The following is a 23,774-nucleotide window of genomic DNA, read 5'->3' on the forward strand; positions in this document are numbered from 1 at the left end:
CAAAAATGAAGCAATACGCCTATTAGCGTTAGCATAGATAGCAATAAAATAACCCTTGGAACAAGGGAGTTAGCTCGGCTGTCTTAGGACGAATTCGTTAGCTACCAAAAGTAACGACTAACCGAGAAGCCCCGACTTCAAACAGTCCGTTAGGACGTTAAGTGGCGGGTAGTTCACTTGAAATAAATTAAGAGATATATTAATAAGGGCTAGAAATGATTAAGTACTTTTCTATACCATAACTAGAATGAGTGGTTTTTATAAAATCGAAGGATGTATTGTATAGAAGAATACAATACATCCATTGTTTTATACGTGTTCTTGATAGTCATAAGGGTTTAAATTGTATATATAAACTTTGATGATTATCAAGATTTATATAAATATAATTAGTTTAATCATAAGGAAATGATGGATATTTTAATATATCGGTAATTTTTTGAAATTTTTAGAATAATTAATTTTACATTTTGTTATAATCCTATATCATATACATACAGGATAAATTTGGAAGAGTTTTGAAGGCGAAGTTTCGTATCTATGTAATACCGATAGTAGTTTTTAATTACTAAATAATACTATTCATGTATACGAGGTGAAACAAATGGGGAGACGAGTAAGCGAGAAGAAAACAAAAGAGCAGTTTTTATATGAGAGAAGAAGACAATTAGAAATAATGAAAGGTATTAGTAGCATCTGCAAAGGATGCGATATTTATATAGAATTGAGAAAAACGAAAGCACATAAAGAAGTTGCCAATACATGTGCAAGGAATTGTAAGTTGATTAGTAACGTACAAAAGGAGACAAAGATGTTTTTAGAAACAATTCGTTAAAAATGAGAAGGGAGGAATAAGTATGAATCATTCATATAGTAGCTTGAATCGCGATGAATCATTAGATAAAACTATAACACAAAGTTCTACTGCAAGAAGTATTAAGCCAATGGCAAATCTAGAAGAAAACACTTTTGAAATTAAGGAAATTGGGAATTATAAGGTACTATCAAAACAAGAAAGTTTAAAATTATTTCAGCGGTACAAACATGGTGAAAAGGATCTACGTGATTATTTGTTTCATGTGAATGTAGGACTAGTATTATCTATTGCAAGAAAGTACAAAAACAAGCACCCTGATATAGAGTTTGATGATCTGGTCCAAGAAGGTAATGAGGGAATGTTACGGGCAATGGAAGATTTTAATCCGGCATTAGGGTATTGCTTTTCCACGTACGCTTTTTGGTGGATACAAAAAAGTATGTTAGGAATTATATGTAAAAAAAAGTCCGGATCTTTTAAAATCCCTAATTATGTGAATCAATTTAATTTAAGATATGTCGAGTTAGAAGATAAATATCTACAAATGTACAACAGAACCCCTTCAGTGGAAGAAGTAGCAAAAGAGTTAAATGTAACTAGCGAAACAGTCATTAAGCACAACGTATATTATAAGCGAGCTACTACTATTACTTTGGATGTAGATACAATAAATGAAGATATAGGTATATTAAATCCATTCTATGATGATAGTTCAGCAATTCCGTCAACAAATGAGATGGTAATTGAAGACTTAAATTACGAGATATGGTTAATATTTGATGAAGTATTAAACCCAAAGCAAAAGATGGTACTAAATCTATGTTTTGGTCTTCTAGATGGTAAAATATATTTGCATAAAGAAATTGCAAAAGCACTTATGATAACAACTGAAAGAGTGTCACAAATAAAGGATGAAGCAATTAAAAAATTGAAGAAATGTGACTATAAAGAAGAAATTTTTAATCTATTACATGAAAAGTTGAAAGTAATGGATGAACTTAATATGGTGTGAAAATATATTTTTGTATTCATCAGAATATACAGTATAACGAGCGTGTTGTATCCTTTTTCTGTCTGAAAATTTTAAAAAAGGGGTGTGTTAAGGGGATAACATGTACTAAAAACTCAATAGATGTAAAATAAAAAGAAGGATAAATGGGTGCTACCTGTTTATCCTTTTTTATTTATCATGCTTAAAAAAATAATATTATCTTTATTTTTCCTTAGTTTTTCTATAGAAATATCTCATGATTAATTATGAAGGATAAATAATTTAATTACTCTCATTTATGAGGTACCAATAGAAAGGAGGCCATTGTTGTTATATGCATAATAATAGAAAAAGAAACGTAATTAAAGAAAGGATTAGACAAGAAAAAGAACGACGTGAGCGATTACTAGCAGAGGAAGAAGAACAATATAAGGATGTCTATAAAGATACAATAAGTGAGCAAATACCACAAGAGCATTCAGAACAACCGCGGAACCAACGTGAAGAAAGTGTAAATGTAAATTCACCTAAAAATGAATCTTCAAATAGTAACCCAGCTCTTGATTGGATCACTACAATTCAAAAACAGGCAGGCACTTCTGAAAATGATTTAAAAATAGAAGAAGCAAGGGAACGTGAAGAAGTAGAAGCACGTAGAAAGGCAGAAGCAGAAGCAAGGAAACGTGAAGAAGCGGAAGCGCGTAGAAGGGCAGAAGAAGCAAGAAACCAGGCAGAAGCGGAAGCGCGTAGAAAAGCAGAGGAAGAAGCAAGAAAACGAGCAGAAGCAGAAGCGCGTAGAAGAGCCGAAGAAGAAGCAAGAAACCAGGCAGAAGCGGAAGCGCGTAGAAAAGCAGAGGAAGAAGCAAGAAAACGAGCAGAAGCAGAAGCGCGTAGAAGAGCCGAAGAAGAAGCAAGAAACCAGGCAGAAGCGGAAGCGCGTAGAAAAGCAGAGGAAGAAGCAAGAAAACGAGCAGAAGCAGAAGCGCGTAGAAGAGCCGAAGAAGAAGCAAGAAACCAGGCAGAAGCGGAAGCGCGTAGAAAAGCAGAGGAAGAAGCAAGAAAACGAGCAGAAGCAGAAGCGCATAGAAGGGCCGAAGAAGAAGCAAGAAAAGAGGTAGAAGCTCGACGGAAGGAAGAAGAGAGAAAACTTGAAGAAGTAAGAAAAAGAAGATTAGAGGAAGAAAAGAAAATAAAAGAAGCACAACAGAGACAAAAAATAGTTGTAGCTAAAAGTGAACCAGAAAGTGATGAGATTAATTTAAATAAGGAAAGAGATCTACCAAATGAAACTAAATTTGAACAAAAAGAGAAAGTAGTAATCGATAAAAAAGGAATCTTAAATAATATGAAAAAATATAAGTACGCTATTATAGGAGTCGCATCAATTGTTTTATTAGTAGTAGCAGGTTTTGCTTTTAGTAATTTGAAGAATTCACAGGCTGCATCTGCAAATAATGTAAATAGTTTAGAAGTTAATGCGAATTTAATAAATGGATTAAGGCTATCTGCAGTTCAAAAATATCAAGATGCTGCCTTGGAATTTGATAAAGTTGATTATAAAAAATTAGGAAAAGAAGATAAAAAGGCAGTTTTATTTACTTATCTTTTAAGCGGTAAAGCACAAAAGGCTATTGACTTAGAGCAAGGTTTTGCAGAATCAGTAGTTTCATATTATATAGCTGTTGATAACTTGAAAAAGGTAAAAGAACTTAAAACTAAAAATTCACTAATTAATTTTGAAATTGCTGCGTTAGATAACAAACATGAAGAAGTTATCAAATTAATAGATCAAGTGCCACTAGATGGTAGAAGAGAAGGAATTATTGTTAATAGTTATTTGAAATTAAATAAATCTGAGGAAGCTAAAAAGTTTGCTCAAAAGGTTGGAAATAAAGATTTACTCGAAAAAATTAGTAATTCTACACCTAATAGTTCTGCTACATCTGTTGCAACTATAAGTGCAGGTTAAGTAATGGGGAGGAATTGATTGTGCCTTTAGATTATTCAAAAATCTTCAAGAAAGTTTTACTTGCAACTACTGCTACTACCTTAAGTGTTGGGGTAGTTTCAGGCTGCTCGCTGTTTTCTTCGGAAAAAAAGAGCACCAAAACAGCATCAGTATCTAAAAAGAAAAAAGATACTGAAAAAGAAAAGAAGAAAGATGAGAAAAAAGATGAGAAAAAAGATGAAAGTAAGAATGAAACGAATGAAAATTTAAATACTAACGATTTTGATGAAATCATTGATAATGCAAAACGTAGCTCTGATCAAAATTTAGCCGGAATCATTGAAAATAACAAAACTAAAAAGAAATTTGATGATTTAACTGATTCAATTGCTACCGCGGCTATAAATTCAGATAGAAATCTAGCATCAGTTATTGACGGTGATAAATCAAATAATCGTTTTTCAGATTTAAATACTTCAATAGCATCAGCAACAAACAATCCTTCTGTTTCGGATAATAAGGATAGTAAGAACTTTGTATTTGGTGGCGATTTAAATATCAATGATGGGGTTGCTATTGCAGATAATTCAATGCCTCCAGTTAATCATGATAAAAAACCGCCAGCTTCTGGAGATTCTAGTAACGTAGGAGATGCAAAACCACTAACAGGTGGTGAAGGTAATAGTGGCGGGGGAGATATAAAACCACCAACAGGTGGTGAAGGTAATGATGGTGGAGGTGGTAATGATGGTGGAGGCGGTACAAAACCACCAACAGGCGGAGATGGTAATGATGGTGGTACAACAAAACCGGAGAAACCTGAAAAAGATACAGTGGCACCAGTAATTACAGCAAAGCAAGGTGTAACTATACATGTAGGAGATAGTTTAAGTGCAGGCGATTTAGTAGAAGTAAAAGATAATAAAGATCCAAACCCAGTGGTAATAGTGGGAGCGTACGATACAGGTAAGGTAGGGGAAATTCAAGTAACAGTAACGGCAACAGATGCATCAGGAAATAGCTCAAGTACAACAGTAACAGTAAAAGTAGTCGAAAAAGAAGAAGAAAAGGATACAGAAGCACCAGTAATTACAGCGAAACAAGGTGTAACTGTTTATGTAGGAGATAGCTTAAATGCAGGCGATTTAGTAGACGTAAGAGATAATAAAGATCTAAACCCAGTAGTAATAGTAGGAGCGTACGATACAAGTAAGGCAGGAGAAATTCAAGTAACAGTAACGGCAACAGATGCATCAGGAAATAGCTCAAGTACAACAGTAACTGTCAACGTAGTCGAAAAAGAAGAAGAAAAGGATACAGAAGCACCAGTAATTACAGCGAAACAAGGTGTAACTGTTTATGTAGGAGATAGCTTAAATGCAGGCGATTTAGTAGACGTAAGAGATAATAAAGATCTAAACCCAGTAGTAATAGTAGGAGCGTACGATACAAGTAAGGCAGGAGAAATTCAAGTAACAGTAACGGCAACAGATGCATCAGGAAATAGCTCGAGTACAACACTAATCGTTAAAGTAGTAGAAAAAGAAGAGGAAAAGGATACAGAAGCACCAGTAATAACAGTGAAACAAGGTGTAACCGTACATGTAGGAGATAAATTAAGTCCAGAAAGTTTAGTGAGTGTAAAAGATAATAAAGATTCAAACCCAGTAGTAACAGTGGGAGTGTACGATACAAGTAAACCGGGTACAATATCAGTTCAAGTAACGGCAACTGATAATACGGGTAACAGCTCAACTGTAACGGTAACAGTAAAAGTAGTAGAAAAGGAAGAGGAGAAGGATACGGAAGCACCAGTAATAACAGCGAAACAAGGTGTAACCGTACATGTGGGAGATAAATTAAGTCCAGAAAGTTTAGTGAGTGTAAAAGATAATAAAGATCCAAATCCAGTAATAACAGTGGGAGTGTACGATACAAGTAAACCGGGTACAATATCAGTTCAAGTAACGGCAACTGATAATACGGGTAACAGCTCAACTGTAACGGTAACAGTAAAAGTAGTAGAAAAGGAAGAGGAGAAGGATACGGAAGCACCAGTAATAACAGCGAAACAAGGTGTAACCGTACATGTGGGAGATAAATTAAGTCCAGAAAGTTTAGTGAGTGTAAAAGATAATAAAGATCCAAATCCAGTAATAACAGTAGGAGCGTATGATACAAGTAAGCCAGGCACAATATCAGTTCAAGTAACGGCAACCGATAAGGTAGGAAATAGCTCAACTGAAACAGTAAATGTTATAGTTCTTGAGAAAGAAAAGCCAGAGCAGAAACCCGAACAAAAACCAGAACAGAAAACTGCAGGAACAACTTCTAAAGAGCAGGATAATGGATTACTTGCATCAAATTTTAATGGTGTAGCTAAAATAAGATTTTAGCAGAAATCTATAATAGCGAAGATTTTAGAAGGTTCATCTATAAGTTTTTTATCAGTCGAACTTAACTAATCAAAATCATATTTTAAAAAGGTCCGACTTTCCTACAGTTGGACCTTTTTTATATGTTTAATTAATTGTATTAAAATTTCATAAATTTATTTAATGGTTTATAGCGTAAAATTACCTTACCTTCAATATCATTCAAAGATATAAATCCTATTTCTTTAAATCTACTGTCTAAGCTTTCTTCACGATTATCCCCTAATACAAAAATTGTATTATTTGGAACCCTTTCGAAACCATAAATATTTTTCAATGAAAAATCAGCTGTTTTACCTTTTGAGTATGCATCTTTTACCTGAAGTCCATTTATATAAAGCATCTGTGATTTATATTCTATTCTATCTCCAGGTAAACCAACTACTCTTTTTATAATTGTTTTTTTATTAGAAGTGTTTTCTAGGGGGGAATTAACAACAACTATATCAAATCTTTGCAGATCGTCTATTGAATGGGTGAGATGATTAATTAAAACCTTGTCATTATTAAATAAGGTATTTTCCATAGAGACTCCAGAAACCTTATATGGAAAAAAAACGAACTGTCTTAGTAAAAGTAAGGTAACGCCAATTATAAATATTAATATTGGAAAAACAGAAATTAGACGTTTTTTCAATTGTAAATCAAACTCCATTCTGAGGGTTTATAATATTCATCATAACATAAATTTAACGGATTAAATATTCTGAAGATTGTTGTTTTTAAAGGTGTAATTTGTTAAAATTAAGTATACCTTTTTTAAATTTCAACTTTTTATATCTATAACCACTATAGCCCTTTCGGGGTTTCGATTTTCAAAGATAGTTTAAGTTTTTTACTTTTACTTTCTTTTTAAATATTACTCCGAAAAGGGCTTTTTTGCGTTTTTTGGAGAACATCACATTGTGAAAGGATGAAGAATTTATGAAGATTAAGAGATTGTTCTTAGTGTTAGGCGTTTTAGCTATGATGTTTGTTTTTTATAACACCTTTATAAAGGATGAACCTCAAACAGATGCTTTAACTCCAATCAAAGTAGAAGATTTGAAACAAAAAATTCAATACGATTATTTGTTTGAAGATGAATTATCACAAAATGTGATTAATGACTTAGGAGGGCAATTCAAATTAATATTTGATGATATTGATAAGAATGGCCACCTAACCATTTATCAAAACAAAAAAGAACTAGAAATGTTTTTAGGAAATCATGTAACTACTGTAGAATTAGCTGATGAATTTATATCAGACTACTTTAGTACAAATAAGAATTACAAAGTTACTTATATAAGTAAACCAAGTCTATTTAATTATAAAAAACCAAGAACTGTTACAAAAGTAAAAAAAGGATTGTTTTTGGTAAAACAAAACAACTTAATTCTGGAATTTAAATATGTACCAGAAATAGACGGATTTCGAATTTCTGAGATTACATATTTAAAATAAAAAATTACTTGGAGGGATTTATTATGTTGCAAATTAGAACTGTTATTGCTGATGCATTAAGAATTGATGAAGAAGTGAATAGCTTTTTGAAGTATTGTGCAAATTACGAGAAAATGGTTAAAAAAATAACACCAAACGGGTTCATGGAACGTGAACAAGGCCAATCGCTTTTGGTTATGGTAATAGAATATGAAGAAAAAAATGACTGCGGTTATGAAAAAGACGAGGATTAATTCCTTGTCTTTTTTATTTTCTATGAAGGGTGGATATATCGGCTATGAAAATTATAAAAAAGTGGCCGTTATAATGGTACCTATTGATTTAGCGGAAGTTCTAAAGTTTATACGTAAAGAGTCATTCTCAGTTAAAGAATTATTGAATCAGAACTTTCAACTTGAATCAATAGTCGCAGCTGAGGATTATATGAGACCTGAATTGTTTGAAAATCATACTAATTTAGGAGAAATCACAGGAAATAGAATAATAAATTTATGTAACTTTGAAAATGTAGAGGATAAAAAGGTAGCATTTGAGATACTGGAATTCTATATTCATCAAAATTGTATTGTAATCTATAGCATAATTGATGGCAGATTGAAAAAATAAATAATAATCAGGCTTTCGAATTATTAGTGTAAAGGTATCAAAGAATTTGATTTGTTAACTTGAGAAAGTTAAATAACAGAATAAATTTTCTGAATTTAAAGATAAAACGAACTTCATTGTGATATAATTTAGTTGCATTTTTTTATTTTTCTTTTTTATATCACTAACTACTTATAGCCTTTCGGGTTAATGAAATTACACAAAAAGGAACTTTATGTTACTTTATTTCATTGTGTAAACAATTCATTTTCCTGGAAGGTTATTTGTTTTTGCCTGAAAGGGGTGATGCTGTGTCATAGCAACTAATTATTAAATAGAAACTGCTGCTGCAATGTCAAAAGTTTTTCGAAAAGGGGTGCATATTATGTTGGTTACAGTAATTGTGTCAGTTGTGGCTGGTATGGTCTCAGGATTGGCTAGTCATTACATCACAAACAAAAAGTTTTTGTTGCCTCGTAAGAGCAAGCTTGCATTTCACCCGAGTTTCTTGGGAGAGATGTTTGTAGGCAGTATTGCTTCACTCGTTGGTGTTGCAATGTTTAACCCTGAAACAATGATGGATATTCTTAAGGTGAGTATTCTTGCTGGGATTTCAGGGCAAGCTTTCCTGCTGCACAATCGTTTGGCGACGGAACAAGTAAAAACTGACGAGCTTCAGTCTATTTCAAAGAAATTGACCGAACTCGAAAAAAAGAATAAGGAATAAAGGAGGAGTAATCTGTTATAAATAGAAATAGAGAGATGAGGAGATTTGGTTATGTAACGGCCAAATACAAAGAGTTAAGTTGAGGTGAGCCCCATGTCTCGAAAGGAAGTTTTTGATTATCTAGATGATCAAGAAAAGGAAGATTTAGCAGAATGGACAGAAGAGCTTAAGAATGCTCAATCTACGAAAGCAGTTAAACTTTATTCAAGTAAGATAAAGGAACTGCTAGGAAAGATTGAACAACGAATGATTAATTCAGGAGAGGAAGCAGCGACAGTTAGCTTCTAATTGAATAGCAAGAAATAGAAAAGCTGATGGAGGTTTTATCCATCAGCTTTTCTTTATTATAAAAAAATTTCTAAGAAAACAGAGAAGATGGTTGATTTGCTTTGTTATTAAAAAAATTATGAGGAGTGTTTACAATGAGTACAGATTTATTCATGAAATACTAACGAAACGCGGAATTATTCCAGAAATCGATAGGGCAGCGATGTAAATGATGGAGGAAAGCACATTATCACTGGTAATAGTATCGTCAGTAATATGTTTATTGGAATACCTGGTACACCGAATGAATAGATGTCTGGGACAAAAAATGGGATGGTAACAAGATGACGAATAAGCAGCAGCGTGATGAATATGAACAAAAGAAAATCTTGTGGATCATAAGGAATTTAAGAACTAGAGTTGTGCATAACAGAACAGATAAGGTTGAGGTATACCACCCTAGCTAATGATAAAAGCCCTACAGGGGATGTAGGGCAAGACTAAGGGTATTGAAGAATTGTCGATTCTAAAAGTAAAGGACTTCTTGGAATGTTATAAGTTTAACATAAAATCTATTAAAACATTATATAAAGATGTTACGAAATTATGAATATAAAAAAACAAAGATAAAAATTATGAAAAAAGTTGATAATCCATAGGAGCCAAAAGGGATTATGTTTGTAATAGCGTTTTTATAGAGTGAATACGACAAGCTCTTGCTTTTCGTAATATTCGGTAATCTAATAGGGTGCCCTACCTAATAGACTGGTTCCTGAGTATTATGATGCCTGAAAGCATCAAAAAAGCCCGTACAGAAGCACAGGCCAGTTGTTACACATATCGGTAACTAAATTTTAACAGATTGTTAGGTAGTTATCTAGTGAACTACTCGCCACTTAGCAAAGCTTGAAGTGGGAGCTTCTCAGTTCCACGACGAAAGTAACCTTTCGTCTCCCTGAGCGTTACTTCGGGGTGTTCCACCCCTAGATGTCCAACGCTTGGACGCTCTTTTGGTACGGTTGATATTTTACGTGGGAACCGAATGGCTTGGTTTTCGCACTCTATTTTCTTCCTGCAACCTCATATATCAAGTTATCGAAGAGCTTCATATAGCAAGTTTATCAAAAGTTTTTGGCTATGCCAAACCGAAATTCATCTCCTACCTACCGTTGGGATACGCCCTTCACACGCTTGAGGAAGGAGAATTCTTTCGGGGAGTTCGTTAAAAATGAAAAAACGCTCGATGGCAACGAGCGTTGTAGAGAAAATATTCCCTAAAATTAGCTACATGTATTATAACATACGTTTTCTCTCAGTAAATAAGGAGGAATGAAATATGATTGAAAATCCAATTACTTATGGTAATTATCATGACTCATCAGCAAGAGACTTTATTGAAGAATGTGAAGGTTGCAATGGAGAAATATACTTCGGTGAAAGTTACTTAGATTTTGGTGGTGATTATTTACACGCAGAAACAGAGTGCATTACGCAATATGTAATGTCTCATTCTACAGAGAAAGTGGCAGGTGAATAAGGTGGGACTACAAACCAAAATTGAAGCTGAAATTCAAATTTTAATGAATTTGGTTGAACGATATAAGCAAAGCAAAGAGCCTAACGCTGCATCAATGGTTGTAGCTTACGAATATGGATTACAAGCACTTATGCAAGTCTATGAAGCTAGTAAACAAACGGAAATAGCACCATTTTAAAAAGGGGAAATTCATATGACAACTGAAAACTACTTTTCTAAATTAGCTTAAATAGATTGCACGGAACATGTTGAAAAGAAAGGGCGTTTTAACTACTTATCATGGGCAGTTAAAAAGTAGATCCAACAGCAATATGGGAAGTAAAACGATTTAATGGAGGGCCTTACCTCAAAACAGATTGTGGTTACTTTGTAGGGGGGGAATTAACTGTACAAGAAAATCACTAAGTCAAAGTCACCCACTACAAAACAATCAAAACAAGCCAATTGCAGAGCGTAACAGCTTTGACATTAACACGAGTATCCAGCGGTGCTTAGTAAAAGCAATTGCAATTCACGGATTAGGTTTATAAATTTATGCGGGTGAAGATTTACTAGAAATCCAAGAGGAAATAATTAATGCTCAACAAGTTAGTGCAATTAAATTAAACATAAAAAATTAGCTACTTGTCGAAAAGTAGATGAAGACAGGATTAAAGGACAATTAAGTATTAAAGAAATTGGCGAATTGACATTAAAACAAGCAGAAGAAGCACTTAAGAAATCAACAAAGTGGGTTAAAGGCAACATAGCAGTATGCGAAAGGGCGAATGCGTGATGTTTAAGATACCTGTAAGGCGTGGGTCTATGAAGGAGATGTTAATAGCAGTTCGTGATTTAGAAAAACGAGGTTATGACTATGTAACGCCAATTAAACGAATATATAGGGCAGAAAGAACCTTTTATCATGAAGGTAAGTTCAGAGGGAGAGAAAAGGTTCGGTTTACTGGCATGGAGGACAATGTGAGTTATGAGTGTTGGATGAAGAAAGTGAACTAAATGAGCAAATTACTTATACATTAACAACCGTTAATCGTTTTATTAGGATTAATAAAACAGTTGTATTAAATGAAGCGATATTTTACAACAAGTTCATTATTGGTAAATAAATTAAAGAATTTCAATGAAGGCTATAACAGTTACGATGAATGGCTTAAGCAATTTCCTTTATGGTCTTCTGCTACATTACGAAGGATAATAAACAAACTTGAGAAGCAAGGGTTACTTATAAAAAGGAATTACAACAAGTTAAAAATAGATCAAACAAAATAGTAAGGTTCAATCTACTATATTTACAACAAGCCTTACAGGAGTGTGTTTAGAGGGTGCGTATTATGAACGGATTGTATCGCGGATTCTCAATAACTTCAGAACGATTACTTTCAAAGAAACAAAGTATTACAGAAGAAAGACATTATCATTTTTAAAGGGGGAATTAAAATGTGTGCATGTAACGGAACGGGAGTAATTAAGAACGATATGGGTAATGGATGCTTTCAATTTGCACCTTGTATTTGCGAAGCAGGGAATCGCAGTCCTGAAGAAGTGGATAGAAGACGTCATGCCGTTATGGCGGAGCTAAGGGAAATTCACCAATTACAACTGGAGGGGAAATGGGATGCCACGACTTGGAACGGATTTGGAAAAGGAGAATTACATAATGGCGTTGCAACAGGAAAGGTACATGAAGAAATTGCGTCGTAACTTATATATCGCTTTAGAAGAATTAGACTTAGTGTTTGATGAAAGTGAAGTGATTCAATTAAGAAAAATGTGGGATGAGGATAAAGGTATTCTCGAAATAGCAAAAGAGCTAGGAAGGTATCAACTAGAAATCGCCGCATTAATCATGGATCAGGCAGATAAGAACAAAATCAAATCTCGCCCAATGGGGTTAGGAGCATGAAACAACTAACACTAGAGGATGTAGTCGGAAGTTTTGATTATACTGCAACAAGTACAGCGGATAAGTTTTTGAAACGTAATAGCATTATGACGTATTCAGTAGAGTTTTACGATAAAGACGAGAAATGGAAGCTTCGTTGGTTTGACGCGAAGTCCGGGGGCGCAGCTATAGAAATGGCTAAAAAGAAATACGGGAATATACAAATCATTACCACCCATATTTCAGATAGAACTTTAGAGGAGATTATGAATTTGGATTAGGAGGCATAGCGCCATGATGATAAATAGATGGCTAGAAAAGGAAGATTATCAAGCAGCCGAGAAGAACGGCATTGGCTATAACATGTTATATCGTAGGGTGTATCAAATGGGATGGGATGTTAGTAAGGCAATTAATACACCGCCTCGGAAATATCAATTTAGGGAACAAAAGTGGTTAAGGATAGCATTAGAAAATGGGGTTAAAAAGAAGACATTTTTAACTCGTGTTTATAAAGGGATGTCACCAGAGGAAGCAGCAAAAAAGCCTGTAAAGAAATTAAGAGCAACAATGGAAGATATGGTCAATTTAGCTGAAGAGAACGGTATTTCATATAGCACATTTAGTAAAAGAGTATTAAAAGGAGGATGGAGTCCACAAAGGGCAGCAACTACACCTATAAGGAGACTTAAGAAGAAAAGCAGCTAGGAGGCAACATGGACAGGAAACAAATCTATATCGATGTTTTACTACAAAAAGGAATTTATAAAGAAGAAAAGACAGGTCGACAACTTTATGAGATGACTGAACAAGAATTGTGGAATCTAATTAAAGGAGTGTATCAAGAATGATGGAAATACAACATGGTGTTTACGAAGTGACTCAATTATTAATCAAAGCAAAGGGAGGTAATTGACACTCCCACGGCTAAAGCCACAAGCTAGCTAACGTCAGTGGGATTCTTACTACCAAAGGCGAAGTCTATTTCTAGTATCGCTGACGTGCAAGATTGCGGTGTGCCATCACCACGCCGTATCCAGTGCATATAGCAGATACGGCACTCATTCTATTACCAAACGAGTCAGATTGTGAGTTCTCAAATGTGTTTTAGCGTCTTGTGCTTGACGACTCAATACATTTTACGGAGTAGAAGAATTTGTTACTTCAACCTCCTATGTATTCTGTTTTCAGAGAACAAGATTGTTTTAGAGACTTTTACTTGCCTATTATGAAAATGATACCAATTCAAATTCTTGATGTAGAGAACGTACCTTCGGTGTTTTATTTGTACATCGCATTTGACTTCACTCTCATCCCATTCCTAAAGTGGGTGCTATCGCACCGTAGTGGGCTTTCCCGTGCGGAAAATCTATAAAAGATGTGGAGTTACCAAGATATGCAAAGTCTGGTGATGCTGGTTTTGATCTTGTAGCAGCAGAGGACACGATTATATGGCCGGGCCAAACAAAGGTTGTACAAATGGGATTGATTAGCTTTGGAGATTCCACCAGGATATGAATTGCAGGTACGTCCGCGTAGTGGTATGACGCGTGATTCTTGGAACTGAGGATAGTGGTTTTAGAGGGAAGGTTAGTGTACTTGTTGATTACATTGAATTCCCTAAAGAGGCTAGCATGCAAGCTAATGTAATTGAAAGAGGGAATCTGCACTTCGGATCAACGGAGGGTGAAATAAAAAAGGCTAGGATTTGCTCCTAGCAAAGAATTATGTCGTACAGAAAGGTAAAAACCTAATGTTTGCAATTTCATTATATAACGTTTCTGGGGTGGAAGAATTAAATCATAGCAATCTTTACGTAACTTTTACATGTGATTGAAGTATTTGATAACACAGACATGGATTTATTAGAAATTGAAATTATTAAAGGGATTTCTGCATATGGAAATCCTAAATGTAGTGTATGCGGTAAAGAAATCTTAATGGTGCCAAGTTACGTAGCTATTAATTTAGATGAAGATACTACCTACTAGGAATAGAGCTCCTAGCGAAATTAAAGAATCAACTAAAATTAAGAACTGGTTTTTCTGTGGTTTTCGAAATTCCCTTATTAAGCTAAAAACGAAACTCATTCCGAAACAAATATATAACAAAATCATTATTGTTCCTGAAATACTTAACACTCCTAATATATTAATAATTTAATTATATATCGAAAAGTACGTGTGTGTAAATTTTTAACAAAAAACTTATTGGAATAAAAAAATGGCTCTTACTATTACGTAAGAACCCCATAACCGAAGAAAAAAAGTCGTATGTGAAACCATGCGGGAATCACAATAACATTTTAACATTTAAATATATAGTTGTCTATACATCAAATTAAAAAAATATTTATTTAAACGAAGGAGCCCTAGATTTAGGGATCTAGAGCTTCTTGTGTGGGTATAATTCACACAATTTATGAAAAGAAAAGAACCTACTGAAGATAACATATAAATGTTTCATAAATGTATCAAAAAAGTGAAAAAATAGTTATTTGAATAGAAAATGACAGCTGGAATATTAAGATTGTATCAGCTGTCACTAAAATAAAAATTTATTTTTATTAGTAGGTTTTTAGTTGATATTTTTACTTCTTTTAGAAGAAATTGTACCAAATATTAATCCTGACATTGCTCCGATTAAAGTCATAAAAATTGCACTCCATGCTGCAAATGACATAACTACACCTCCTAAAAATAACTTATTGTAACTATTTAAAGCTATTGTTTCTTAGTCTTTTTAATAGAAATGATGATTGCAACAACTGTTAAGAAAATAAGAGGAGACCACGAAAAGAAAGACATGTAGTATTCTCCTTTCGATAATAATTATAAACATTGTATAAAGCAATTATTACATGTTTATAAATTTGATATACTAAATATGTAATATTGCATATTGAATTGTAGGACGTGGGGAAGTAAAGACGATAGTCGAACCAAAACACCATTTTAATAGAGAACATTTAACAGGACCCGATTAGGGGGACGGGTCCTGTTAATGGAACGATAGATTTTTACGTGATTACCAATAGATTACCATAAAAGGTAATTGGATTCCATCAGTTGGGTGTTGAGAAAGCTTTTTATAAATGCCTTATTTTACATAACAAGGCAGCTAGCTAAAGTAGCTAATTGCTCGGTTGTACAATTTTAGAAGTTTCACTGGATACAGCTATATGTTGTACAAAAGTTACAACTATATCATAAACAAATATTAAAATATTATATATGAAAGAAAAATAAATAAAAATTTCATTTTGTTTATTTTAAAACCAAAAAAGAGCACTTTATTAAGTGCTCTCGTGACGAGATCCATTTTGTGAAGACTACTTTATTTTATAAAGAAAGGAACACAGAATATTATATGCGTTTCTTGTTAATTGAGTGTATTTTTACAGACAAAGAGCAGCCAGCAAGAGCTAACTGCTCGGTTCTCCAAGGGGGAACAGGGAGAAAATCTAATGTCATATAAAGTATTGACGGAATATTGGGTTTTATTCACGAGAGATTATATTCCGAAATTTGGATTATAATAGTCGATATTCTCCATATTGACCAGAAAAGAACTAAAAGTTCTAGTGAAATTCCAAGTGTTCTTTTCTTGGTTTTTTGAGATTCTTTTATCAAATAGCCAACAGCACTAATTGCTATAAGAATAAAAAGAATAAGTTCTAGTGTAACTGGCATTTTATCTGCTCCTAAACAAATTATTTCATATATAACAATTATAAGATATTTACTGATCATTAGTAGTAAACATTTGAAAAAAATAATCCTTTTGTCATAAACAAAAAGGCAGTTGTTTCCGCAACCACCTTTCAGTAAAATAAAGCACTTTTTCAGGAATAAAATATGGCTGATTCTTGAAAAGATTATAGGGTTTAATCCCATTTTTATAATTCAAGTGACGAACTTAATTTTAAGAAAGGCATGACTACATTATATGATAGCTTGTCAATAATGCTCACGACTAAAAGAGCAGTTAGTAAAAGTTAACTGCTCCATACAAGGAGATACAAAGAAAATTACTTCAAATGAGTTTTGACATACAGCCTACATATAGTATTGACGGAAAAATTATTTTAAATCCAAGTTACTTAAAGTAAACATTCCTACAGATACAATGGCTGCACCTACTGAAGAACCTAGCCAATCTCTCCAACTTAATGTATTTAAAGGTGTATCTGTTAGATCTATAATTAAAAAGATAGCAAATATTAATACACCAAATGCTAAGCATCCCCAAGAAGTTTGTAAGGATTTAATTATCTTCTTCCGGAATTTGTTCATATAAATCATCCTTACTAATATTTTGTATTTTTATAAATAAATTATTGCATATATGGAAATTGAAAGTAAAGAGTATACAATATTACATATTGAAACTTAACGAACTAATTATTTTTATAGACAGTGAGGAATAACAATACGATTTAACAGCAGAAGAGATTACTGGAAAATTAAGCGCATAAGTAATCAAAAGCATCCATAACGGGTGCTTTTTTCTTTGTTATATAGAAATTACACATTAAGCATACATGTATACGCATTGTTACGATACGCTAAGGAAAGTAATAAAAATATGAGACCAATAAAACCGTATAAAAACCAAAAGAATCCTAAGACGGGAAATATTTTATGGAAATAAAGAATGGTAAACCTCCTTGGTGATATAAAGGATTATAATATATCGTTGGCCTATATAGAAGGAAAAACATAAATTGGTACATATTAAACGAGGGGTAGAATAAAATGGACATTTGGATTAAAGGATTCTATATAAATAGGTAGAATCTAATTATTTAGTTCACATTTTAATCCAAGGGGTACAAATTCGATGCGACGTGAAAAGGATTTGTTGAAACAATGGAAGGCAGATTTGCAAGTTATTCAAAAAGAGAAGAGACTGAAGAAGAAGGCTAAGAAAAAAAATAAGAAATATAGCATTCCGGGTAATACAGCTGACTTCATGGATGGCAAGAATACTTATCGTAAAGAGAATGGGGTATGGAAACAAAGGAATAAATAAAGTCAGGATAAATAAGTTTGATTAAGTTTATAGCAATTATCGTAGGCGCTTGCCGTAATCTGGGTGGCGTCTTGTTTGTTATTAAGGAAAGATTAGGGATCAGATAGACTTGCAAATTGAAATATTATTAGTCTGAAACATAGACTAGTAAACAAACCATTTCTAACTTTTAATCATAGAATATGATAAATTCAATTTTTAGAGGAGGGAATCATATCTATGGGGTGGAATAATAATTTTGGACATTCTCGAGATTGTAATAGATTTTGGGATGATTTAGTATTTTGTGGATGCGGTCGTAGACGCAGAAGAAACGATTTTAACAACTGTCATTGTAGACGTGACTGCGATTGTGATGAGTGTCGTCGTAGACGTGATCATGAACGCGATCGTAATCATGATCACGGTGACCATCGAGAGTGGTAAATTCTTTTGAAGGAGTGCATATCTTAATCGCACTCTTTTTTATTATGTTTTTATCATTTTAGCCAAGAAGACTCCTTCCTCAAGGAGCGTGAAGGGTCACAGCCGAGTGAGTAGGTGGGAGATGAATTGGCTTCGAACAAGGGATGGCAGGAAGCCATCTTAATTGTTCGACTTACAGAAAGTTTTACTCCACTACCTATCGAATGTACGTTTGGTATATAATAGTCATATACTGAAATGGAGGTGAATTAAATGATAATTAATAAAGCCTTTAAGTTTCGTATCTATCCAAATCAAGCACAAGCAATTCTAATTAACAAAACGATAGGTTGTTCTCGCTTTGTATTCAATCATTTCCTATCCCTATGGGATCACGTATACAAAGAGACTGGAAAAGGTTTAACATATGGTACATGCTCTGCCAAACTTCCTGCCATGAAGAAAGAGTTTGTTTGGCTCAAAGAAGTGGATAGTATTGCGATTCAGTCGTCTGTTCGCAACCTTGCGGATGCATATACACGATTTTTCAAAAAACAAAATAGTGCCCCGCGTTTCAAATCCAAGAAGAATAACGTACAATCTTACACCACAAAACAAACAAATGAAAACATTGCCGTTATAGGGAACAAAATAAAGTTGCCGAAACTAGGCCTTGTTCGATTTGCCAAAAGCCGCGAAGTAAAGGGACGTATTGTAAATGCGACTGTTAGACGAAACCCTTCTGGCAGATATTTTGTGTCACTATTAGTTGAAACAGAAGTACAAGAACTTCCGAAAACACATTCTTACATTGGAATAGATGTAGGACTAAAAGATTTTGCTATTTTGTCAGATGGTAAACCCTATAAAAATCCGAAGTTTTTTCGATTATTAGAAGATAAGGTGGCGAAAGCGCAGCGTGTTCTTTCTAGAAGAATGAAAGGATCTTCTCGCTGGAATAAACAACGAGTAAAGGTAGCTAGAATTCATGAATACATATCAAATGCTAGGAAAGATTACTTGCACAAAATCTCAACTGAAATCATCAAAAATCACGATGTTATCGGTATAGAGGATTTGCAAGTATCGAATATGTTAAAGAATCATAAGTTAGCAAAAGCAATTAGTGAGGTATCATGGTCACAATTTCGAACAATGTTGGAATATAAAGCAAAATGGTATGGAAAACAAGTCATTGTCGTATCGAAAACATTTCCTTCCAGCCAATTATGTTCTTGTTGTGGATATCAAAATAAAGACGTTAAAAATCTAAACCTACGTGAATGGGACTGCCCTTCTTGACGTACACACCATGATAGGGATATTAACGCAAGTATCAATATAAAGAATGAAGCGATAAGGCTTCTAACCGCAAGGACTGCGGGGTTAGCCTAATCAATTAGAGTTCGATAGAACTCTTTACTTAGGAATCCCTCACTTCTAAACAAAGTGAAAGTGGGGGTAGTTCAACTCTCTATGATTTATCTCAGTATTGTTGTCATATTTTTGGTTGACATAAAGGCGGATGAAGGCATTTTCTTTAAGAGGTTTATTTCCAGGTTTTACACTTCCAAATGTAACTGTTTTTTCTATCCCATCCTTATTATAAGTAGATAAAGTATAGAATCGTTGGTTCCCTTTTATCTCACCGTTGTTTGTTATCTGTACATAATATTGTTCGGTTCCCATTCTATTTATAGTAGGTGATCTTTCGCATCCAATAGCAAAACTAGAAAATAGTGCGAGTAATACAGATATAACTAATGATTTTTTCATATAACACTCTCCTTGTTTGTGTATATAGAAAATTATAGTAAAGAGTTTATAGTGGAAAAATTGATTTTAGTGACATTAATATTACAAAACTTTAAGGAGTAGCTCATTAAGGATTTTTAATAAAATAGTTATTGTATTGAACAAAAAAACATGCACAAAAATTGTACATGTACAGTAAAAAACTATGTCTTGTCTAAGTAAATATATGCTTGGCTTATACAAACTGTGAGTCGTTTTTCATTAAGGAAGATGTTAGAGAAGATTAGAATAAAAATTTTATTTTGTATTAAGTTGGAATATAAAAAGAGCACTTAGTAAAGTGCTCTCGTGACGAGTCTCATTTTATAACGACTATTTTATAAAGAAAGGAACTCAGAATATTATATGTGCGCCAGTCAATTGAGTACCTTGTACAAATAAAGAGCAGCTAGCAAAAGCTAACTGCTCAGGTAATGGAATATGGTTCGAAATGGGTTGTTTACAGTATTGACGGAATATTGAGTTTTATTCAGGGGCAGAAATAGTATATGTACAAACTGTAGGCTGAATTAAATAAAAAATAACAGAGTTGCAATGTAGCAAGATAAAACTGAAATAATAGAAAACATGGTTTTAAATTTTCGGCGTTCTTTTTCATCCTCCGTGGCAAACAAAATATATTTTCGTATTCCAAATACGAATAGCCAAATGCCAAAGGTTAATCCGAACATTCCAACAAAGAAATGAAGATTTGGGAATGAAGTAGAGGTAGTAGCGGATAAAAGTACAGTTTTAATAGATAAATAAGAAAATGTTGTTAAAAGAGAACAATATATGATAGCAATAATCCATTTTTTCATAATAGTTACCTCCTTTTATGAAGTAGTAAATTTATGTAAATGAAAATATTATATCATGAAGCACGTTTATTGTATGTAATGGAGACAACTGAACAAAATACTCCTTTTAATAGAAAGTGAGGAGTAACAACGGGACTAGGAAACCGTGGGATTGCATTTGGAATGCTTATCAATCTAGCGAATGAAAAAAATGTATCAAAGAGGGGGAGTGGTGCTTATAAGCAAGCGCCCGGCTCCTGTGAAGGTATTAAATAAAGGTGGCCGTGTACTAAATGAATTTTATGAAGCTAAAAGTACAGTAGACTATGACGGTGTGTATAAGCGAGCTATCGCATTTGAAGCGAAGTCTACAGAGAAAGATACACGTTTTGATTTGAAGAACATTGCACAGCATCAATTGGATTACCTGGAGAAAGCGGAGAAGATGGGAGCAATTTGTTTCTTCCTTATGTTGAAGAAGCAGTAGCACCAGCTATGTTTGATGGAATGATTCAATTTGATCAGGACCATAAGAAATTAGTAAATAGCATTGAAGCAGCAAAAGAGAAGATGGCTAATAAGAAACACAAATTATTAAAGGCCTAATGGATAACGGAACCATACAGAGTGGTGGGGGCTACTCGCGTTATACGTTTCGAAAAGGCACCTATTTAGGTGCTTTTTTGTTTGCATCTTTCGAGATGGACGAGCATATATTGGAATGTGTGGATGGAAACCACTTTATATATCAGAGCACCTATCAATTATGGGTGTTCTTTTATTATGTGAAAATTTTATAAGTTGTGTGAGAGTTGAAAAATAGTATATTATCTTTCTCAATGTACATATTAAGAAAAGTTTTTAATATCATACATAAAAGGCGGGATAATATGAGTGAAAATAAGAAAAATGAAGAATTGAATAAGATAAAGAAGTATTATTTTAATGAGGACAATCAACCAGTAGCTGGTATAGAGTTAATTTTGCCGCCGGATATAGGAATCATGTTAGCCCCTAAATCAGTTAATGATGAAAGTAGAGATATTGATAATGAATAAGTTTAATTTAAGCATCCATTCGGGTGCTTTTTTCTTTGTTGTATAGAAATTACACATTAACCCCCTTTAATACATGACTTAGGCATAGTTGGGAATGAGAATATCATATAATGACACTGAACGGTTTCCAACATGTTCCCCTATATTTTTTCAAGGGAGAGCACTTATTGGGGGAGTGCTCTCTTTCGTTTGTACATAAGGAGGCTTTCATCATATAATATCAGGTCAATATAAATACACCGTTACTCACTTAAAGAGCTCTATAAATAGGTATAGAGCTTTTTTATTGCACATAAGGAATTCCCAAACATACAATATCGAGTCAATGCCAACCAACTTATTCCTTTTCCGAGAGCTATATATATTCCGCTATAAAGCTCTTTTAGGTTGCGCCATTAGAACGGGCAAGGCATTGTCGTATATTTTATACTCAGAAGCTTAGGGCACTTTATAGTGTTCTTTTTTTATTGAACAAAATGGACATTTAAAAATAAGGAGATGATCCATATGGTAACTATGGCACGAAGAAAAAGTGGAGCTTGTTCAAAAAGGATGCAAAAAATACGCACCCGTGGCGGCGCGAATGAGAATTATGATTGGCAGTGTAATTATATTCAGCAATATTATAGATATTCCTCATGTATTTGCTGATGGTTAAAATCCAGATGTGAATGAGGTATTTAAAGATGTGCAATCAAACGATGGAAAGATAAAGAATTATATAGAGGGCCAATTATACAATCATATTGTAAATGCGTTTGAACCGGTTATATTCTTAATTAAAGTGGTGTCATACCCAATAGCATCCGTTGTAGCGTTATGCGGTAGTTTGTTCATTATGGTTGGTAGTCAGGAGCGAGGATTCAGTCTAATTTCAAGGGCAGGTATCGGTTATATAGTGGTGCAAATGATTCCGTTATTTATGAGATTGCTAAGGCTATTTAGTCCTACTTAATGTAGGACTTTTTCATATGATAATAACCATCTATCGTTATTATCAGACAACATATCTTAACTCAACATTCGCAATAAATAGTTTTATGTTTCTGAAATTGTAATATATTTACATGTATGAAAATCGAAAGTATGATGAAGGTGCAAGCCATAAAACTATTAAAGGGGGATTTTTTATGTTAAAGAAACTAGCAATCGGAGCATTAGCAACTGGGATTATGTTGTCTGGAGCTGGCGGTGTGATGGCGGCAGAAAACACACCAGCTTTAAGTAAGGAAAAGGTTGCAGACTTAAATACTTTAAGTACGGCGTATACTACTGTTAATGTCAATGGGAGCACTGTTGAATTTGCTGTAAAAGGCTTAGAAAATCCATTCACTTCAAAGTATTATCAAAAAATAGCTTGGACAAATAGTTATTCGGATCCAAATAATTACAATACATTAGCAGTAGCATATCCACAAAGCGGGAATGGTTATCAGGCATATGGATATGAATCATTAAATAATGTTAAACAAAAAATAGGCTCTGGTCAGACTGTCTATGGTTTCGCTCTAGCAAATAACGGAACCTGGTATCCAGCTGGACAAGCTATAATTAACTATTAAGATTTAAAACAAAAAGGAGTCCTATTGGGCTCCTTTTTTTACTTGCAGGAATTTCTTAACCATCATGGAATACTGTTTATACAATATGTAAATATGCATATTGTATTTATTTGGGTTTTTTGTATGTTAAAATTACATATAAAGATTTTTATATATAAAAAACCTTAAATCAAAAATATCCAATGGGTTTTGAGAGGTGTTATATGTTTACAAATAAAAAATTAATTCGAATTGGTCTAACAATATTTGTATTTTTATGTATAATTGATTTTTCAATCGGTTATTTTCAATCATATCTTGCATCAGCAGGAGATATTAAATGGACAATGCCAGAAATGTGGGAAACTATTTTGATAGATGCTCCTCGAGGTATACTTGTTCTTTTAGGTGCAATCGCTTTGTATGATTTCACAAAACAGACATCAAAAAAAGATGCATCAATCTAATCATGTCTTTCTTCAATTAAAAATTTCATGATAGTAATCT

27 protein-coding genes and 6 pseudogenes are annotated in these 23,774 nt (G+C 33.5%); 28 read left to right on the forward strand and 5 right to left on the reverse strand.

What is annotated here, in order from left to right:
- The first annotated feature begins 604 nt into the window (after positions 1–604).
- The 4 genes from DOS87_RS16675 to DOS87_RS16690 all read left to right on the forward strand — a co-directional run bounded on the left by DOS87_RS16675 (position 605) and on the right by DOS87_RS16690 (position 6,152).
- Positions 605–835 carry a hypothetical protein gene (locus DOS87_RS16675; RefSeq protein WP_208730022.1) on the forward strand — a complete coding sequence of 77 codons (231 nt, stop codon included), beginning with the start codon at positions 605–607 and terminating at the stop codon, positions 833–835.
- A gap of 22 nt (positions 836–857) precedes the next feature.
- Entirely contained in the window at positions 858–1,829 is a 972-nt protein-coding gene (locus DOS87_RS16680; RefSeq protein ID WP_208730023.1) for a sigma-70 family RNA polymerase sigma factor, read from the forward strand.
- 313 nt (positions 1,830–2,142) lie between these two features.
- Entirely contained in the window at positions 2,143–3,777 is a 1,635-nt protein-coding gene (locus DOS87_RS16685) for a hypothetical protein (protein WP_208730024.1), read from the forward strand.
- Between the two features lie 20 nt (positions 3,778–3,797).
- Positions 3,798–6,152, forward strand: coding sequence for an adhesin (locus tag DOS87_RS16690; protein ID WP_208730025.1), 2,355 nt, complete (start codon positions 3,798–3,800; stop codon positions 6,150–6,152).
- A gap of 139 nt (positions 6,153–6,291) precedes the next feature.
- Here DOS87_RS16690 and lepB read toward each other — a convergent pair whose 3' ends face one another.
- Positions 6,292–6,828: a signal peptidase I gene (lepB, locus tag DOS87_RS16695; protein ID WP_033657584.1), complete on the reverse strand. Its 537-nt coding sequence runs from the start codon at positions 6,826–6,828 to the stop codon at positions 6,292–6,294.
- Positions 6,829–7,115: 287 nt separating this feature from the next.
- On the opposite strand from lepB, the gene DOS87_RS16700 reads away from it, so the two are divergent.
- From DOS87_RS16700 to DOS87_RS16770, 16 genes and pseudogenes are all read left to right on the forward strand, one after another.
- Positions 7,116–7,637, forward strand: coding sequence for a hypothetical protein (locus DOS87_RS16700; protein WP_000695113.1), 522 nt, complete (start codon positions 7,116–7,118; stop codon positions 7,635–7,637).
- Between the two features lie 23 nt (positions 7,638–7,660).
- Entirely contained in the window at positions 7,661–7,870 is a 210-nt protein-coding gene (locus DOS87_RS16705; RefSeq protein WP_000939331.1) for a hypothetical protein, read from the forward strand.
- A 4-nt stretch (positions 7,871–7,874) separates the two neighbouring features.
- Complete coding sequence (locus tag DOS87_RS16710) at positions 7,875–8,243, forward strand: hypothetical protein (protein WP_000008896.1); 369 nt, start codon at positions 7,875–7,877, stop codon at positions 8,241–8,243.
- A gap of 364 nt (positions 8,244–8,607) precedes the next feature.
- Positions 8,608–8,949, forward strand: coding sequence for a DUF4257 domain-containing protein (locus DOS87_RS16715; protein WP_208730026.1), 342 nt, complete (start codon positions 8,608–8,610; stop codon positions 8,947–8,949).
- A gap of 93 nt (positions 8,950–9,042) precedes the next feature.
- Positions 9,043–9,237 carry a hypothetical protein gene (locus tag DOS87_RS16720; protein ID WP_000087400.1) on the forward strand — a complete coding sequence of 65 codons (195 nt, stop codon included), beginning with the start codon at positions 9,043–9,045 and terminating at the stop codon, positions 9,235–9,237.
- Between the two features lie 1,315 nt (positions 9,238–10,552).
- A complete protein-coding gene (locus DOS87_RS16725) occupies positions 10,553–10,753 on the forward strand; it encodes a hypothetical protein (protein ID WP_000572102.1) in 201 nt (66 codons plus the stop codon).
- 1 nt (position 10,754) lies between these two features.
- Positions 10,755–10,931, forward strand: coding sequence for a hypothetical protein (locus DOS87_RS16730; RefSeq protein WP_000524193.1), 177 nt, complete (start codon positions 10,755–10,757; stop codon positions 10,929–10,931).
- A 51-nt stretch (positions 10,932–10,982) separates the two neighbouring features.
- A pseudogene (locus DOS87_RS16735) lies at positions 10,983–11,528 on the forward strand (DUF1071 domain-containing protein).
- On the forward strand, positions 11,528–11,749 hold the full coding sequence (locus DOS87_RS16740; RefSeq protein ID WP_000472844.1) for a hypothetical protein: 222 nt from the start codon (positions 11,528–11,530) through the stop codon (positions 11,747–11,749). Before DOS87_RS16735 ends, DOS87_RS16740 begins: the two are co-directional and overlap by 1 nt.
- Before the next feature lie 280 nt (positions 11,750–12,029).
- A pseudogene (locus DOS87_RS30255) lies at positions 12,030–12,218 on the forward strand (hypothetical protein); the annotation flags it as partial.
- Positions 12,191–12,454: a hypothetical protein gene (locus tag DOS87_RS16745; RefSeq protein WP_098833720.1), complete on the forward strand. Its 264-nt coding sequence runs from the start codon at positions 12,191–12,193 to the stop codon at positions 12,452–12,454. The pseudogene DOS87_RS30255 and the gene DOS87_RS16745, both read left to right, overlap by 28 nt.
- Entirely contained in the window at positions 12,369–12,656 is a 288-nt protein-coding gene (locus tag DOS87_RS16750; RefSeq protein WP_170962304.1) for a helix-turn-helix domain-containing protein, read from the forward strand. The genes DOS87_RS16745 and DOS87_RS16750 overlap by 86 nt, the downstream gene beginning before the upstream one ends.
- Positions 12,653–12,916: a hypothetical protein gene (locus DOS87_RS16755; protein ID WP_000811969.1), complete on the forward strand. Its 264-nt coding sequence runs from the start codon at positions 12,653–12,655 to the stop codon at positions 12,914–12,916. Before DOS87_RS16750 ends, DOS87_RS16755 begins: the two co-directional genes overlap by 4 nt.
- A gap of 13 nt (positions 12,917–12,929) precedes the next feature.
- Positions 12,930–13,343, forward strand: coding sequence for a hypothetical protein (locus tag DOS87_RS16760; protein WP_133964194.1), 414 nt, complete (start codon positions 12,930–12,932; stop codon positions 13,341–13,343).
- 8 nt (positions 13,344–13,351) lie between these two features.
- The gene (locus DOS87_RS16765) at positions 13,352–13,486 is read left to right on the forward strand and encodes a Fur-regulated basic protein FbpA (protein ID WP_000375383.1); all 135 of its coding nucleotides are present in this window, start codon (positions 13,352–13,354) and stop codon (positions 13,484–13,486) included.
- Positions 13,487–14,015: 529 nt separating this feature from the next.
- A pseudogene (locus DOS87_RS16770) lies at positions 14,016–14,296 on the forward strand (deoxyuridine 5'-triphosphate nucleotidohydrolase); the annotation flags it as partial.
- Between the two features lie 1,842 nt (positions 14,297–16,138).
- Here DOS87_RS16770 and DOS87_RS16775 read toward each other — a convergent pair.
- Positions 16,139–16,327: a hypothetical protein gene (locus tag DOS87_RS16775; RefSeq protein WP_001145518.1), complete on the reverse strand. Its 189-nt coding sequence runs from the start codon at positions 16,325–16,327 to the stop codon at positions 16,139–16,141.
- 390 nt (positions 16,328–16,717) lie between these two features.
- Positions 16,718–16,930, reverse strand: a complete 213-nt coding sequence (locus DOS87_RS16780; protein ID WP_001032093.1) for a hypothetical protein — start codon at positions 16,928–16,930, stop codon at positions 16,718–16,720.
- A 547-nt stretch (positions 16,931–17,477) separates the two neighbouring features.
- On the opposite strand from DOS87_RS16780, the gene DOS87_RS16785 reads away from it, so the two are divergent.
- The 3 genes and pseudogenes from DOS87_RS16785 to tnpB all read left to right on the forward strand — a co-directional run bounded on the left by DOS87_RS16785 (position 17,478) and on the right by tnpB (position 19,469).
- Entirely contained in the window at positions 17,478–17,669 is a 192-nt protein-coding gene (locus DOS87_RS16785) for a hypothetical protein (RefSeq protein ID WP_001250605.1), read from the forward strand.
- Positions 17,670–17,888: 219 nt separating this feature from the next.
- Positions 17,889–18,095 carry a hypothetical protein gene (locus DOS87_RS16790; protein WP_002094308.1) on the forward strand — a complete coding sequence of 69 codons (207 nt, stop codon included), beginning with the start codon at positions 17,889–17,891 and terminating at the stop codon, positions 18,093–18,095.
- Between the two features lie 252 nt (positions 18,096–18,347).
- Positions 18,348–19,469, forward strand: a pseudogene (gene tnpB, locus DOS87_RS16795) (IS200/IS605 family element RNA-guided endonuclease TnpB).
- Positions 19,470–19,514: 45 nt separating this feature from the next.
- Here the strand turns inward: tnpB and DOS87_RS16800 are convergent.
- Together DOS87_RS16800 and DOS87_RS16805 are read right to left on the reverse strand one after the other, a co-directional pair.
- Complete coding sequence (locus tag DOS87_RS16800) at positions 19,515–19,850, reverse strand: DUF1093 domain-containing protein (RefSeq protein ID WP_071715081.1); 336 nt, start codon at positions 19,848–19,850, stop codon at positions 19,515–19,517.
- 548 nt (positions 19,851–20,398) lie between these two features.
- A complete protein-coding gene (locus tag DOS87_RS16805) occupies positions 20,399–20,689 on the reverse strand; it encodes a hypothetical protein (RefSeq protein ID WP_208730027.1) in 291 nt (96 codons plus the stop codon).
- A 162-nt stretch (positions 20,690–20,851) separates the two neighbouring features.
- Between DOS87_RS16805 and DOS87_RS16810 the strand changes: the two are divergent.
- From DOS87_RS16810 to DOS87_RS16835, 5 genes and pseudogenes are all read left to right on the forward strand, one after another.
- Positions 20,852–21,274: pseudogene (locus DOS87_RS16810) on the forward strand (Holliday junction resolvase RecU).
- 284 nt (positions 21,275–21,558) lie between these two features.
- Positions 21,559–21,726, forward strand: a complete 168-nt coding sequence (locus DOS87_RS16820; RefSeq protein WP_166669685.1) for a hypothetical protein — start codon at positions 21,559–21,561, stop codon at positions 21,724–21,726.
- Between the two features lie 509 nt (positions 21,727–22,235).
- A pseudogene (locus DOS87_RS30530) lies at positions 22,236–22,681 on the forward strand (hypothetical protein); the annotation flags it as partial.
- Between the two features lie 175 nt (positions 22,682–22,856).
- Complete coding sequence (locus DOS87_RS16830) at positions 22,857–23,288, forward strand: hypothetical protein (RefSeq protein ID WP_098220127.1); 432 nt, start codon at positions 22,857–22,859, stop codon at positions 23,286–23,288.
- A 182-nt stretch (positions 23,289–23,470) separates the two neighbouring features.
- Positions 23,471–23,734 carry a DUF3937 family protein gene (locus DOS87_RS16835; protein WP_133964191.1) on the forward strand — a complete coding sequence of 88 codons (264 nt, stop codon included), beginning with the start codon at positions 23,471–23,473 and terminating at the stop codon, positions 23,732–23,734.
- Positions 23,735–23,774: the final 40 nt, after the last annotated feature.

The sequence above is a fragment of the Bacillus sp. CR71 genome, from assembly GCF_003429245.1.
Lineage (GTDB): Bacteria > Bacillota > Bacilli > Bacillales > Bacillaceae_G > Bacillus_A > Bacillus_A thuringiensis_S.

What these genes read in the sequence shown, in the direction of transcription:
- DOS87_RS16675 (WP_208730022.1), top strand. Translation starts at nt 605, where the DNA reads ATGGGGAGACGAGTAAGCGAGAAGAAAACAAAAGAGCAGTTTTTATAT.
- DOS87_RS16680 (WP_208730023.1), top strand. Translation starts at nt 858, where the DNA reads ATGAATCATTCATATAGTAGCTTGAATCGCGATGAATCATTAGATAAA.
- DOS87_RS16685 (WP_208730024.1), top strand. Translation starts at nt 2,143, where the DNA reads ATGCATAATAATAGAAAAAGAAACGTAATTAAAGAAAGGATTAGACAA.
- DOS87_RS16700 (WP_000695113.1), top strand. Translation starts at nt 7,116, where the DNA reads ATGAAGATTAAGAGATTGTTCTTAGTGTTAGGCGTTTTAGCTATGATG.
- DOS87_RS16705 (WP_000939331.1), top strand. Translation starts at nt 7,661, where the DNA reads ATGTTGCAAATTAGAACTGTTATTGCTGATGCATTAAGAATTGATGAA.
- DOS87_RS16715 (WP_208730026.1), top strand. Translation starts at nt 8,608, where the DNA reads ATGTTGGTTACAGTAATTGTGTCAGTTGTGGCTGGTATGGTCTCAGGA.
- DOS87_RS16720 (WP_000087400.1), top strand. Translation starts at nt 9,043, where the DNA reads ATGTCTCGAAAGGAAGTTTTTGATTATCTAGATGATCAAGAAAAGGAA.
- DOS87_RS16725 (WP_000572102.1), top strand. Translation starts at nt 10,553, where the DNA reads ATGATTGAAAATCCAATTACTTATGGTAATTATCATGACTCATCAGCA.
- DOS87_RS16740 (WP_000472844.1), top strand. Translation starts at nt 11,528, where the DNA reads ATGTTTAAGATACCTGTAAGGCGTGGGTCTATGAAGGAGATGTTAATA.
- DOS87_RS16745 (WP_098833720.1), top strand. Translation starts at nt 12,191, where the DNA reads ATGTGTGCATGTAACGGAACGGGAGTAATTAAGAACGATATGGGTAAT.
- DOS87_RS16750 (WP_170962304.1), top strand. Translation starts at nt 12,369, where the DNA reads ATGCCACGACTTGGAACGGATTTGGAAAAGGAGAATTACATAATGGCG.
- DOS87_RS16755 (WP_000811969.1), top strand. Translation starts at nt 12,653, where the DNA reads ATGAAACAACTAACACTAGAGGATGTAGTCGGAAGTTTTGATTATACT.
- DOS87_RS16760 (WP_133964194.1), top strand. Translation starts at nt 12,930, where the DNA reads ATGATGATAAATAGATGGCTAGAAAAGGAAGATTATCAAGCAGCCGAG.
- DOS87_RS16765 (WP_000375383.1), top strand. Translation starts at nt 13,352, where the DNA reads ATGGACAGGAAACAAATCTATATCGATGTTTTACTACAAAAAGGAATT.
- DOS87_RS16775 (WP_001145518.1), bottom strand. Translation starts at nt 16,327, where the DNA reads ATGCCAGTTACACTAGAACTTATTCTTTTTATTCTTATAGCAATTAGT.
- DOS87_RS16780 (WP_001032093.1), bottom strand. Translation starts at nt 16,930, where the DNA reads ATGAACAAATTCCGGAAGAAGATAATTAAATCCTTACAAACTTCTTGG.
- DOS87_RS16785 (WP_001250605.1), top strand. Translation starts at nt 17,478, where the DNA reads ATGCGACGTGAAAAGGATTTGTTGAAACAATGGAAGGCAGATTTGCAA.
- DOS87_RS16790 (WP_002094308.1), top strand. Translation starts at nt 17,889, where the DNA reads ATGGGGTGGAATAATAATTTTGGACATTCTCGAGATTGTAATAGATTT.
- DOS87_RS16800 (WP_071715081.1), bottom strand. Translation starts at nt 19,850, where the DNA reads ATGAAAAAATCATTAGTTATATCTGTATTACTCGCACTATTTTCTAGT.
- DOS87_RS16805 (WP_208730027.1), bottom strand. Translation starts at nt 20,689, where the DNA reads ATGAAAAAATGGATTATTGCTATCATATATTGTTCTCTTTTAACAACA.
- DOS87_RS16820 (WP_166669685.1), top strand. Translation starts at nt 21,559, where the DNA reads ATGAGTGAAAATAAGAAAAATGAAGAATTGAATAAGATAAAGAAGTAT.
- DOS87_RS16830 (WP_098220127.1), top strand. Translation starts at nt 22,857, where the DNA reads ATGTTAAAGAAACTAGCAATCGGAGCATTAGCAACTGGGATTATGTTG.
- DOS87_RS16835 (WP_133964191.1), top strand. Translation starts at nt 23,471, where the DNA reads ATGGGTTTTGAGAGGTGTTATATGTTTACAAATAAAAAATTAATTCGA.